This window comes from uncultured Ligilactobacillus sp., assembly GCF_948826705.1.
Classification (GTDB): Bacteria; Bacillota; Bacilli; order Lactobacillales; family Lactobacillaceae; genus Ligilactobacillus.
This window is the reverse complement of the sequence record NZ_CAQLEL010000136.1, coordinates 24,595-36,745: the sequence shown is the minus strand read 5'-3', so window position 1 is coordinate 36,745 and position 12,151 is coordinate 24,595. Positions and strand designations below refer to the sequence as shown.

At 39.5% G+C, this 12,151-nt stretch carries 12 protein-coding genes; 11 read left to right on the top strand and 1 reads right to left on the bottom strand.

Annotation, left to right across the window (positions count from 1 at the left end):
- The 6 genes from nrdD to pepF all read left to right on the top strand — a co-directional run.
- The coding region (gene nrdD / locus Q9Q35_RS10095; RefSeq protein WP_304653246.1) for an anaerobic ribonucleoside-triphosphate reductase at positions 1 to 1,230 on the top strand (1,230 nt) is incomplete at its 5' end.
- Complete coding sequence (gene nrdG, locus Q9Q35_RS10090; RefSeq protein WP_304653245.1) at positions 1,220 to 1,897, top strand: anaerobic ribonucleoside-triphosphate reductase activating protein; 678 nt, start codon at positions 1,220 to 1,222, stop codon at positions 1,895 to 1,897. The genes nrdD and nrdG, both read left to right, overlap by 11 nt.
- Positions 1,898 to 2,249: 352 nt before the next feature.
- Positions 2,250 to 2,648 (top strand): transcriptional regulator SpxA, encoded by a 399-nt coding sequence (gene spxA, locus Q9Q35_RS10085; RefSeq protein WP_004048229.1) that lies wholly within the window; start codon positions 2,250 to 2,252, stop codon positions 2,646 to 2,648.
- A 134-nt stretch (positions 2,649 to 2,782) separates the two neighbouring features.
- Positions 2,783 to 3,532 (top strand): adaptor protein MecA, encoded by a 750-nt coding sequence (locus Q9Q35_RS10080; RefSeq protein WP_304653244.1) that lies wholly within the window; start codon positions 2,783 to 2,785, stop codon positions 3,530 to 3,532.
- 92 nt (positions 3,533 to 3,624) lie between these two features.
- A complete protein-coding gene (locus Q9Q35_RS10075) occupies positions 3,625 to 4,599 on the top strand; it encodes a competence protein CoiA (RefSeq protein ID WP_304653243.1) in 975 nt (324 codons plus the stop codon).
- Between the two features lie 38 nt (positions 4,600 to 4,637).
- A complete protein-coding gene (gene pepF, locus Q9Q35_RS10070; protein ID WP_304653242.1) occupies positions 4,638 to 6,446 on the top strand; it encodes an oligoendopeptidase F in 1,809 nt (602 codons plus the stop codon).
- Positions 6,447 to 6,490: 44 nt separating this feature from the next.
- On the opposite strand, the gene Q9Q35_RS10065 is transcribed toward pepF, so the two are convergent.
- Positions 6,491 to 7,120: a DsbA family protein gene (locus Q9Q35_RS10065; protein ID WP_304653241.1), complete on the bottom strand. Its 630-nt coding sequence runs from the start codon at positions 7,118 to 7,120 to the stop codon at positions 6,491 to 6,493.
- 204 nt (positions 7,121 to 7,324) lie between these two features.
- Here Q9Q35_RS10065 and Q9Q35_RS10060 point away from each other — a divergent pair, with 204 nt between their 5' ends.
- Genes Q9Q35_RS10060 through Q9Q35_RS10040 form a run of 5 tightly spaced genes read left to right on the top strand, consistent with a single transcriptional unit; the run spans position 7,325 to position 12,094 of the window.
- On the top strand, positions 7,325 to 7,954 hold the full coding sequence (locus Q9Q35_RS10060; RefSeq protein ID WP_304653248.1) for a GTP pyrophosphokinase family protein: 630 nt from the start codon (positions 7,325 to 7,327) through the stop codon (positions 7,952 to 7,954).
- Between the two features lie 36 nt (positions 7,955 to 7,990).
- A complete protein-coding gene (locus Q9Q35_RS10055; protein ID WP_304653240.1) occupies positions 7,991 to 8,809 on the top strand; it encodes an NAD kinase in 819 nt (272 codons plus the stop codon).
- On the top strand, positions 8,787 to 9,683 hold the full coding sequence (locus Q9Q35_RS10050) for an RluA family pseudouridine synthase (RefSeq protein ID WP_304653239.1): 897 nt from the start codon (positions 8,787 to 8,789) through the stop codon (positions 9,681 to 9,683). Before Q9Q35_RS10055 ends, Q9Q35_RS10050 begins: the two co-directional genes overlap by 23 nt.
- Before the next feature lie 15 nt (positions 9,684 to 9,698).
- Entirely contained in the window at positions 9,699 to 11,066 is a 1,368-nt protein-coding gene (mgtE, locus tag Q9Q35_RS10045; RefSeq protein WP_304653238.1) for a magnesium transporter, read from the top strand.
- A gap of 11 nt (positions 11,067 to 11,077) precedes the next feature.
- The gene (locus tag Q9Q35_RS10040; protein WP_304653237.1) at positions 11,078 to 12,094 is read left to right on the top strand and encodes a YdcF family protein; all 1,017 of its coding nucleotides are present in this window, start codon (positions 11,078 to 11,080) and stop codon (positions 12,092 to 12,094) included.
- Positions 12,095 to 12,151: the final 57 nt, after the last annotated feature.

Here is a 12,151-nt window from a genome sequence, read left to right as displayed (position 1 = left end):
ATCCAAAAATCGATCTTGAAGATCCGGATCGATGGGTTAGGCCGAGAAAAGCGGACGGCGATCTTTCCTAAACTGGTTTTTACGATCAAAAAAGGGTTGAATTTAAAACCTGAAGATCCTAATTATGATATCAAGCAATTGGCTGTTGAATGTGCAACTAAACGGATGTACCCAGATGTCTTGATGTATGATAAGATCAAGGAATTAACGGGAAGCTTTAAAGCACCCATGGGATGTCGTTCATTCTTACAAGGTTGGAAAGATAAGCATGGAAATGAAGTCAACTCTGGCCGGATGAATTTAGGGGTCGTGACGCTCAACTTACCACGGATCGCTTTAGAATCTCATGGCGACATGGATCTTTTCTGGCAGATCTTCAACGATAAGGTCAAACTTTGCAAGACCGCACTTGATTTCAAAGTGGCTCGGGTCTTAGATGCGATCCCAGAAAATGCGCCGATCTTATACCAATATGGTGCTTTTGGGCAACGGCTAAAACCAGGTGAAGATGTGAGTCGCCTTTTTAAAGATGAACGGGCTACGGTTTCGATCGGCTACATCGGACTTTATGAAGTGGGAACACTTTTCTTTGGTCCAAATTGGGAACACGATCAAGCAGCGCATGATTTTACACTTGAGATCGTTAAACAACTTCATGATGCGTGTGTGCGTTGGTCTAAAGAAACGGGATACCACTTTAGCGTCTATTCAACTCCAAGTGAATCTTTGACGGATCGTTTCTGTCGTTTAGATACGGAGGAATTTGGGAAAGTCAAAGATGTTACTGACAAGGATTACTACACTAATAGTTTCCATTATGATGTCAGAAAGCATCCGACACCATTTGAAAAGCTTCAATTTGAGATGGATTATCCTAAATATGCTGCGGGTGGCTTTATCCATTATTGTGAGTATCCAAACTTGCGCCAAAATCCGAAAGCTTTAGAAGCAGTTTGGGATTTTGCTTATGATAAAGTTGGCTATCTAGGGACAAATACGCCGATCGATCATTGCTATAAATGTGGCTTTGAGGGAGAATTCAAGGCAACAGCACGTGGCTTTGAATGTCCAGATTGTGGTAACCACGATCCTAAGACCTGTGATTGTGTTAAGCGGACCTGTGGATATCTAGGTAATCCTTTGCAACGTCCAATGGTTCATGGGCGTCATGAAGAGATCGCTGCACGGGCTAAAAATATTGCACCGGGGATGGTGGCTGATGGAGAATAGTGGGACGATCAGGATCACGGTTGGAGGCGATACTGCCTTTGTTGCTTCTGAGACGCTAGCGCCAAAGCAGATAAGGCCAGTTAAAGCTAAAAAACGAGTGCGTCGCCCCAATGATCCTAAACCTAAGGAATGGTTAGCTAGCGAGTTAAGTAAACAAAAAATAGCTGACTATAAACCGTTCAATTTTGTCGATGGAGAGGGTGTCAGATGCAGTTTATATGTCAGCGGTTGTAAATTTGCTTGCCCTGGTTGCTATAATAAAGCTGCGCAGAGTTTTGATTATGGCTTTGAGTACACCAAAAAATTAGAAGATCAGATCTTGACTGACCTTTCGCATGATTATGTTCAAGGCTTGACGCTACTAGGGGGAGAACCCTTCTTAAATACGCAAGTTTGTTTGCCACTAGTCAAGCGTATCAAACAAGAATATGGTGATAAAAAGGATATCTGGTCATGGAGTGGGTATACTTGGGATGAGTTACAAAAAGAATCGTCGGATAAGCTGGAATTATTGTCATTGATCGATATTTTAGTTGACGGGCGCTTTCGCGAAGACCTTAAAGATCTAACTTTACAATTTAGAGGGAGCTCGAATCAACGGATTATTGATGTTCAAAGATCTTTACAAGCTAATAAGGTCATTATTTGGGATAAATTAGAACATTGATATAATTAAATAGATAAAAAATAATACTTAGTTGCAACATAATTTATTAGGCTCGGATCGATAAAATTCGGGTCTTTTTAGCATTATACCAGCCTTTAAGATAATTGATGGTTTAATTTTAGATAATTTTTTTATTATGTCTTATAAAAGAATTAATATTTGATACAATGAATGCGTTTCCTTTGCTTTTACGTATTTTTTAGTGGATATTAGAATGGTTCTAAAAACTTGATCAAAATATAGTGATCATTTTTTATAAAAAGGTATCAATTTTTTAAAATAGGTGTATAATGGTGGATGAGGATATATATTGTATGGTTGCACCAGGTTTTATTGAGAAGGGGCGATTTATATGGTTACCTTATACACATCACCAAGTTGCACATCTTGCCGTAAGGCGCGTGCATGGCTTAAAAATCACAACATTTCTTATAGTGAAAGAAATATTTTTTCGGAACCATTGAGTATTGATGAGATCAAGCAGATCTTGAAGATGACCGAAGATGGAACAGAGGAGATCATCTCCAAGCGTTCGAAAGCATATCAAGAACTTGATATCAACATCGAGGAAATGCCATTGCAAGAATTACTTGATCTAGTTCAAAAACATCCCGGCCTGTTAAGACGACCAATTATTATGGACGAAAAGCGACTTCAAGTGGGATACAATGAAGATGAGATTCGTCGTTTCCTACCACGGGAAGTACGTGCGCTTGAATTGCGCCGTGCCCGTGAACTTGCAGGTTTCTAAAGTTTGTAATAAGATACATTATAGATTAGACCATTCCAAGTTTTTTGGGTGGTCTTTTTTGATGATTTTTGGTATGATAAAGGTTGCAAATTAAGTGTTTTGCAAGCATTTAAGTAGGAAAGGGAGGATCACAGATGGAAATGGAAAAAGTCAATGAGAATACAATTAGGGTATTACTCGGAACCGAAGATCTGACTGATCGTGGTATCACCGTCCTTGATCTACTTGGCAATCAAAAAGAGATCGAAAATTTCTTTTTTAGCATTTTAGAAGAGGTCGATAAGGACCACGAATTTCGCGATAATGATGCGGTAACTTTCCAACTGATCCCTAATCAAAATGGATTAGAGCTATTTATTACCAAGGTGGATCCTAAAAAAGCAGAAGCTTCGATGAATTTAGAACGCGATGATTCAAAAGAAAGTGATGCAACCGACTCGCCGTTAAATATCGCTAATGCCGGGATCGGGAATGATCTAGCTGACTATATCAGAAAACAGATCACCGGTGAAAATGAAAAAATTAGACGCCAAAAGCCTGCTTTAGCCGATGACGGTGACGGAGTATCAGGCTACTTAAAAGAAGATCCAGAAGCACAGTATCGCTATGTGGTAAGTTTTGCTGACTTTGAAGATTTTATTCAGTTGGCCAAGGCTTTCAATTATGACAGTACAGTCTCGAATCTTTATCATTTAGATGGCAAGTACTATCTTGAATTAGTCTTTTTTGCTGACCAGATGGAAATGGCTGATGTTAAGGATGCAATGGCTTTAGTTTATGAGTATGGTCAAAAAGAGCAGTTTGAATCTGCAGTCGTTAAAGAACGTGGCAAGTGTTTGATGGAACATGCGGCACTTGAATTAGCGCGGTATCATTTTAAATAATTACTGAATCAAATAGGACAGGCTATCTGTTCTATTTTTTTGCATTAAATTTAGTTGCCTTTGCGTATCTTAATAGTAAAGGAGGCTTTTAAATGTTATATGCGCTAACGAAAGATTCAAAAATGATCACAGCTCAAGGAGCAACAAGAGAGCAAAAATACTATTGTCCAAGTTGCCATGAACCAGTCATTTTACGTCAGGGGCATTATTATACGGCACATTTCGCACATTTAAAGCGGGCTTGTGGAGCTTTTAGTGAAGGTGAGACTAGTGAACATTTACGTGGAAAACAGATATTAGCTACTTTTTTTAGGGCGTTTGGAGCACAAGTTAAGCTTGAAGCCTATCTATCTGGGCTAAAGCAACGTCCAGATCTATTGATCCAGTTGCCTGATCACCAGCTATTAGCTTTAGAATATCAATGTGCACCGCTTAGTTTACGTAAATTGCAAAAACGCTCACGTGGATATAAAAATGCTGGCCTAGCTGAATTGTGGATCTTGGGAAATAATTATAGACTTAAGCGCAGTTTACCACAGCAAGTTGCACAATTTATGCGGTGGTCAAAAAATTGTGGTTTTTATTTGATCTATCTCGATCCTACCAAGGCGTATTTTGAAGTTATTTATGGGATCCAAAAAGCTGATTTTTTGCCACTTAAATATCAATATTGGCGGACAAATGATGTCAAAAAATTAAAAGCTTTTTTTGCTGATCCACAAAAGATACAATTAAAGAATTTAGCGGCAAGTGAAAGAAAAAGACAAAAACACGCTCTGGCTAAACAGATATATTATTCGACTGGAGCCATGCGCAAATTGCAGCAATTAACATATCAAAAACATCTAAAGCTGACTGAGGTGATAGATGATTGTTTGGCGTTGAGCTATGGTTACCCTTTATATCGGACGGCAACTTTATGGTGGCGGACAGAGTTATACTGTGATCAGCTTCTAAGGCCTAAAGTACAGTCTTACGAGCTGGTTTTTGTTGATCTGAAGCCATTTATTGAACAAGACATTGATAATTTTTGTAAAGGACTTGCTTTTCTTAAAAAAAATTTCTAAAATTAAGGCACTACCTATAATTAAAGGGGGATTTTGTAATGAGTGAAGTAACGCGTCTACCAAAAAGATCAGAAGTGGCACTCGAGCTTACTTGGGATCTGACCAAGATCTTTGCGACTGATGCAGAATTTGAAGTAGCATTTACGCAAGTTGCTAAAGCTGCTGAAGATTTTGAACGATACAAAAATACATTAGGGAATGGAGCAAAAGCCTTTTTGGCTGCTCTAACAGCAATGCTTGAGCTAGATCGTCAACTTGAAGTAGTCTATGTTTATGCAAGCATGAAAAATGATGAAGATACCGCTAATGCTAAGTATCAAGCTTTGATGGCACGGGTCCAAAAGTTATTGGCTGATGTTTCAGCTAAATTAGCTTGGTTTCGGCCTGAATTATTAGCTTTAGCACCGGAGAAATTAGCAAGCTATTATCGAGATGAACCTAGATTGAATGCATATAAAACATTAGTCAATGATTGGACTCGACTTCGAGCACATGTCTTAAGTGAAAAAGAAGAAGCGCTATTAGCAGGTGCAAGCGACATTTTAGGCGCTTCGACCAATGTTTTTGAAGTTTTAAACAATGCTGATCTAAAATTCCCCGTAGTAACTGATGAATCAGGTTCAAAAGTCGAGCTTTCAAGTGGAGTCTACGGTAAATTGCTCGAATCGATCGAGCGCCCAGTTAGACGTGAAGCATTCGAACAGTTATACGCTGTGTATAAGCAGTTTAGACATACGTTTGCGGCTACATTATCTGCGCATGTGCGTAAGCATAATTTTTCAGCTAAATTACGTAATTATCAAAGTGCCAAGGAAGCTTCATTAGCGCAAAATGATATTCCGGTAGCTGTTTATGATACTTTGGTCAAAACAGTCAATGAAAATTTGGGGCTACTGCATGATTATGTAGCTTTACGCAAAGGTAGCTTAGGTGTCGATGAGTTGCATATGTATGATATGTATACTCCATTGACTGGTGAACCGACATTGACGTTTACTTATGAACAGGCTAAGAAGATGACCTTAGAGGCTTTGAGTGTCTTAGGCGAAGAATATATTACTTATGTAGAGAAGGCTTTTGATGAACGTTGGATCGATGTTGTTGCTAATGCGGGTAAGCGTTCGGGTGCCTATTCGGGTGGGGCTTATGATACTGCACCATATATTTTATTGAATTGGCAAGATACCTTAGATAACCTCTTTACGTTGGTTCATGAGATGGGACACACGATGCACAGCTACTATACACGGACTAATCAGCCTTATCAATATGGGGATTATTCGATCTTTGTTGCTGAGATCGCATCAACGACAAACGAAAACTTGTTGACTCAGTATTTGTTAGAGACCCAAACTGATCCTAAGGTACGGGCTTACGTGTTGAATCACTATCTAGATGGCTTTAAAGGAACCGTTTATCGGCAAACACAATTTGCTGAGTTTGAAGCTTGGATCCATGAAAAAGATGCATCACAAGTGCCATTAACAGCAGATCTGATGTCAGATTTTTACAGTGAATTAAATCAACGTTACTATGGTAGTGCGGTTGAAAATGATCCAGAGATCGCATATGAATGGTCACGGATCCCGCATTTCTACTATAATTTCTATGTTTATCAATACGCAACTGGTTTTGGTGCAGCTACTACTTTAGCAGAGCGCATCTTAGATGAAGAGTCTGCTCACACTGAAGCTTATTTGAATTACTTAAAAGCAGGTAGTTCAGCTGCTCCATTAGAGGTAATGAAAAAAGCTGGTGTTGATATGACTGATAGTAAATATTTAGAGAAAGCCTTTGGGATCTTTGAGGAACGTTTGGCTGAATTAAAAGAACTATTAGCTAAATAGACAATAAAAAAATAAACTTGTTCGACCACAAGGGTCGAGCAAGTTTATTTTTTTAATGATAATTGGTGATAAGTTGGCTGAAGCTCATTTTTGGTACAAACAAATTCCTTTGCTGCATTACCAAAAATCAATTCTTCCAAACATGATAACGAGGTGCAGTTCTCAACTGAGACCGCACATTCAAGATAGTCTAAATTGTATACCACCATAGATGGTGGGGTATTAACATTCATTTCAGCAGCTAATCTTTGATCTTCTCGAAAACTCTCAACTGCTAGTTTCGAGCGTCGATCGTGTTCAAACATAGCAAGATCTAGCTTACTCTCCTTAGCTGCACGAATGACGACTTCTTCACTGTATTTTTTATGTTCGACATAGAGTTGGCGCTGAACATTAAGCAAGAAATCGTGACCGCGCTTACGTCCTTGAAAAAGGGCGGCTTTGTAATCCAAAACGGCATTATACAAAATCTGAGACACTTTATTGCGTAATTGCAAAGTATCACCTGAAACATTCATCACAGACATAACCTTGGTCACTGATTGCAAGTTCAAAAGTGGGATAAAACGAATCTGAAACTTTTGTGACGATTCTTCCGCAAGTTTTAAAATGTTTTGTTCTGCTTCGTAGCATTTAGCGCCAAGAGGATTGATAAACAAATATATCTCTAACATGGTGTTTTCCTCCACTTGATCAAATATTCCTTTTTTCTATATTTATACTTTAAGCAAAAAAAATGATTTTTGCAATAAATCTGACTCATTTTGTACACAAAAACGTTTTCATATGTTAAAATGTAGCTTTAATTTTTTTGAGAATGTAAAAGAGCGTGGGTCTGTGTTAAACTGATAAGGTATGGAAAGGTGGTGATCTATTTAATGGAAGACGATTGGAGCAATTTTTTAGAGCCTTATGATCAAGCAGTCAATGAGTTAAAACTCAAACTCAGAACTCTGCGTGGGCAATTTAAAAAGAGCGGCAACCGCAGTCCAATTGAATATGTCACCGGCAGAGTCAAACCAATACCAAGTATTTTAGAAAAGATGAAACGGCGCATGATCAAGCCCAAGCGTTTATCGCAGGATATGGAAGATATTGCGGGAGTACGGATCATGTGTCAGTTTGTGGAAGATATCTATCGTGTAGTTGAACTTTTACGAAGGCGAAAAGATATGCAGGTGATCGAAGAACGTGATTATATCAAAACGCCCAAGGAAAGTGGCTATCGATCCTATCATTTAGTGGTCATGTATCCAGTTCAACTGATGGAGCGCGAGCAGCAATTAAAAGTTGAGATCCAGATCAGGACGCTAGCGATGAATTTTTGGGCTACGATCGAACATTCACTCAACTACAAGTACCAAGGATGTATTCCACCTGAAGTTGCGATGAGATTAGAGACAAGTGCTGAGATCGCTTTTGCGCTTGATCGAGAAATGTCCAGTATTAGAGAAGAAGTCAATGAGGCACAAAGATTATTTGAAGATAAGCATACGAGATCAGAGTAATTGATCAAGACACATTCGACCATGGAAGTGAGAATAATGAGAATCGCAATTTTTGCTAATAAACGAGCTAAATCACAAGCTGTTAAGAAAAAATTATACCAAAAGTTTGTGGAACGCCATTTTGTGATCGATGATAAAGAGCCCGATGTTGTAGTGACGATCGGAGGCGATGGTACTTTGCTATCGGCTTTTCATCATTATAAGGATAAATTAGAACAAATCCGTTTTGTGGGTGTTCATACGGGACATTTAGGTTTTTATACGGATTGGCGCGATGATGAGATCGATGACTTGGTGATCAGTCTGCAGTCGGATAATCGCCAATCTGTCAGTTACCCATTATTGGAAGTTTCCGTTAAATATGCTGATAGTCCGCGCCGTGAGCGTTATTTAGCATTGAATGAATCGACTTTAAAGCGCAATAGTGCCACCATGGTAACGGATGTATATATCGGTGGTGAACTATTTGAACGTTTTAGAGGTGATGGTCTATGTGTTTCGACTCCGACTGGTTCGACTGCATATAATAAATCGCTTGGTGGGGCAGTAGTTCACCCTAATCTTGAGGTCTTGCAGATAGCCGAGATCGGTTCGATCAATAATCGTGTTTTTCGGACTTTGAGCTCACCGATGATCGTGGCACCTAACGATTGGATCACTTTTAGACCGGGAAAAGGGAGCGATTTTATTTTGACTGTTGACTCAGAATCGTATCATAACCGTCAGATCTGTGAGATCCAATATAAGATCTCAAAACGGCGGATCTATTTTGCTAAATACCGCCACACACATTTTTGGCGCCGAGTTCAAGACGCCTTTATAGGAACTGAAGATGAAGATAGAATGGATTTATAACGAAGAAAATAACTGTCATTTAAAGACATTTTTAAAACAAAAGGGCGTGTCACGGCGTTTATCAGCTAAGATCAGACATGAAGGTGGTCAATTATTGGTGAATAACACTTCAGGCCGGATCGTGGATCAAATAAAAAAAGGTGATAAGATCACGATCATTTTACCACCGGAACATCCGCGCAAAGAGGCAGTGATCCCATCATATGTCCCTTTAGATATCGTCTATGAAGATGATCATTATCTGATCGTCAACAAACCAGCACGTCTGACTACTATCCCGTCACCATTGACAAAACAGAGAACTGATTCATTAGTCAATCGGATCATAGGCTATTACAAATTACGTGGTTATGAGCAGACTGTTGTTCACATCGCAACCAGACTAGACCGTGATACGACTGGATTAGTTTTAGTTGCTAAACATCGATATGCTCATGCTTTGATCGATCAGCAGCAACATGCGCATACGATCAAAAAAGAATATCTGGCTTTACTTACGGGTAAACTGACGAATCCACATTTTACAGTAAACTTACCGATCGGACGCCAAGAGGGTAGTTTGATAAAACGGCAAGTAGTTGCAGGCGGTCAATTTGCTAAAACTCAATATTGGTACGAGAAAGACGTAGGCCAAGCGACGCTTTACCGTATCCAATTGCACACAGGGCGAACACATCAGATCCGTGTTCACAGCGCTTATTTAAAACATCCGTTATTAGGAGATCGCTTGTATGATGGCGCTAAAGTTTTACCTTTGCAACGGCAAGCCTTGCATTGTGTTTATCTGCGCTTTTATCATCCTTTTTTAGAAAAAGATGTTGAGTTTACTTGTGAATTACCGCGAGATATGCAACAGTATTTAGAAAACAATTAGAAAAGAGGGATGTGTATGGCTGAAAATCTGGTAAAAATTCAAAGTGACGAGAAGATCATCCAGTTGCTGAACAGCCAAAAAGCACGACAATTTAGGGAAAATTATTTGGATCTGCACGTTTATGAACAAGCACAGATCTTTACTGAATTAAATTCACAACAAAGAGCGAGGCTGTATCGCTATTTAACGGCCAAAGAAGTCGGAGATATGTTTGATGCGATCGAAGATGAACCCGAAGAGGTCGTAAAATACTTTGAAGAAATGACGCCACAATATGTAGCAAATGTTATTGATGAGATGTATACCGATAACGCAGTCGATATTTTGGCGTATGTACCCAAGAAAGATCTGGCGGGTTATCTGCGCCTTTTGCCGACTGAAAAAGCCGCTGAGATCCGTGAAATGTTGCACTATGAAGATAAAACTGCTGGTGCGATCATGTCGACGGAATATGTGGCGATCGCAGGCAATCAGACGGTCCGCTCGGCAATGCATGTTGTCAAACGTGAAGCAAGCGATGCCGAAACGATCTATTATGTTTATGTTGTTGGCTCTGATAATAAGTTGATCGGTGTTTTGACTTTGCGTGATCTTTTGATAAACGATGATGATCAAATGATCACGGATATCATGACAACACCTGTGATGTCAGTTAAAGTTTCTGATGATCAAGCTGAAGTTGCACAGACGATCAGGGACTACAACTTCTTAGCGATCCCAGTGACCGATTATGAGAATAAATTGATCGGGATCATCAACGTCGATGATATCATTGATGTTATCGATGAAGAATCTGCCGAAGATTATTCCGGTTTGGCTGCTGTTGATACAGAAGAAGTAGCAGATAATCCGATCAAGGCTGCGAGCAATCGTTTGCCTTGGCTGATCGTCTTGTTATTACTGGGGATGTCGACGACGACTTTGATCTCACATTACGAAGGCATGATCAGTCAAGCTAGTATTTTAGCGATCTTTGTTTCTTCGATCACGGGTACTGCCGGGAATGCGGGGACTCAGAGTTTGGCGGTCGCAGTTCGCCGCCTAGCCAGTCGTGATGAAGATCAACCGTCTGTTTATCGCCAATTCTTTATCGAACTTTTGACTGGTCTTGTTACGGGATTAGTTACAGGTTTGACGATCTTTTTGATCGTTGGTTTTTGGAAGCAAAACTTTATTTTAGGCTTTGTTATCGGAATGGCGATGATGTGTGCGATCACGGTGGCAAACTTAGCTGGGAGCTTTATCCCTAATTTGATGGATAAGATCGGAGTCGATCCCGCTGTGGCCTCAGGTCCGTTTATCTCAACGTTAAGTGACTTGACCTCGGTGTTGATCTACTTTAATATTGCAAAATTATTTATGAGATTTTTTATGGGGACATAAGGGTAATTTAAATGTTAATATTTGTATCGATATTCTTAGTTGGAATTGGTTGGTTTACTTATACCATGAGTCACGAGCCTCGTTCTTTATGGGCTGGTGTTTCATTTGTGACCTTTTTACTGACAACAGTGATCTTTATCGCTGCGCTTTTAATGAGATACAGTGAGTTTTTGTATGCTCATCAGTGGCTGTTTCTCATTATTGTCTTTTTAGCTATCATAGTGACGATATGTATGGTATTATGGCCGTTTGTGTTAGTGTTAGCCTTTCTTTACAATGGGATCAAGGTGATCTTAAATGAGGGCTTTAAGTTCCATAATCTATTATCGCTAGGTTTTGGGATCTTTTGTATTGCTTACTTAGTGATCTGGCCAATGTTTGGGCATTTTACCGATAAAAATATTTGGATGTACGCCTATGGTTATTTAGGTTCGGTGACGGTCTATTTCTTACTCGTTATGGTGATGTATACTATAACGCTGGCTTTGAATTTAGTCCATCTTAAGCTGCCAAAACTCGACTATATCATAGTTTTAGGTGCAGGGCTAAATGGAACTGAGGTAACACCGTTATTGGCAGCGCGGATCGAGCGAGCGATCGAGGTCTATCGTAAAACACCAGGTTTAAAATTGATCATGTCGGGAGGACAAGGACCAGATGAAGTGATCGCAGAAGGTGAAGCGATGCGTAACTATGCTTTAAAGCAAGGGCTACCCGCAGACGATATCATCGTTGAAAATAAGTCTACGACTACGTATGAAAATATTTTATTTTCACATCGCTTGATGGCGCCAGAGACTAAGTTTGGGATCGCTACTAATTCATATCACGTTTATCGTGCATTAGTGATCGCTAAACGTCAAGGTCTTAAATGTGTTGGCTTTGGTGCCAAAACTCGTTGGTATTTTACACTCAATGCGTTTATGCGTGAGTATATCGCTTATCTGAGGATCACTTACAAACTACAACTGAGCGTCATTTTGGCTTTAGGTGTCGTATATATGGCATTTGCATATTTGAAGATATAACTAACTATTTCGAGTCAGTCAGGGGACTGGCTTTTTTTGTGAAATAAAAAAACAAGC

Coding starts and splice junctions, on each gene's coding strand:
- mgtE (WP_304653238.1), top strand. CDS start 9,699: ATGGCTGAAAATCTGGTAAAAATTCAAAGTGACGAGAAGATCATCCAG.
- spxA (WP_004048229.1), top strand. CDS start 2,250: ATGGTTACCTTATACACATCACCAAGTTGCACATCTTGCCGTAAGGCG.
- Q9Q35_RS10060 (WP_304653248.1), top strand. CDS start 7,325: ATGGAAGACGATTGGAGCAATTTTTTAGAGCCTTATGATCAAGCAGTC.
- Q9Q35_RS10040 (WP_304653237.1), top strand. CDS start 11,078: ATGTTAATATTTGTATCGATATTCTTAGTTGGAATTGGTTGGTTTACT.
- Q9Q35_RS10065 (WP_304653241.1), bottom strand. CDS start 7,120: ATGTTAGAGATATATTTGTTTATCAATCCTCTTGGCGCTAAATGCTAC.
- Q9Q35_RS10055 (WP_304653240.1), top strand. CDS start 7,991: ATGAGAATCGCAATTTTTGCTAATAAACGAGCTAAATCACAAGCTGTT.
- Q9Q35_RS10050 (WP_304653239.1), top strand. CDS start 8,787: ATGAAGATAGAATGGATTTATAACGAAGAAAATAACTGTCATTTAAAG.
- pepF (WP_304653242.1), top strand. CDS start 4,638: ATGAGTGAAGTAACGCGTCTACCAAAAAGATCAGAAGTGGCACTCGAG.
- nrdG (WP_304653245.1), top strand. CDS start 1,220: ATGGAGAATAGTGGGACGATCAGGATCACGGTTGGAGGCGATACTGCC.
- Q9Q35_RS10080 (WP_304653244.1), top strand. CDS start 2,783: ATGGAAATGGAAAAAGTCAATGAGAATACAATTAGGGTATTACTCGGA.
- Q9Q35_RS10075 (WP_304653243.1), top strand. CDS start 3,625: ATGTTATATGCGCTAACGAAAGATTCAAAAATGATCACAGCTCAAGGA.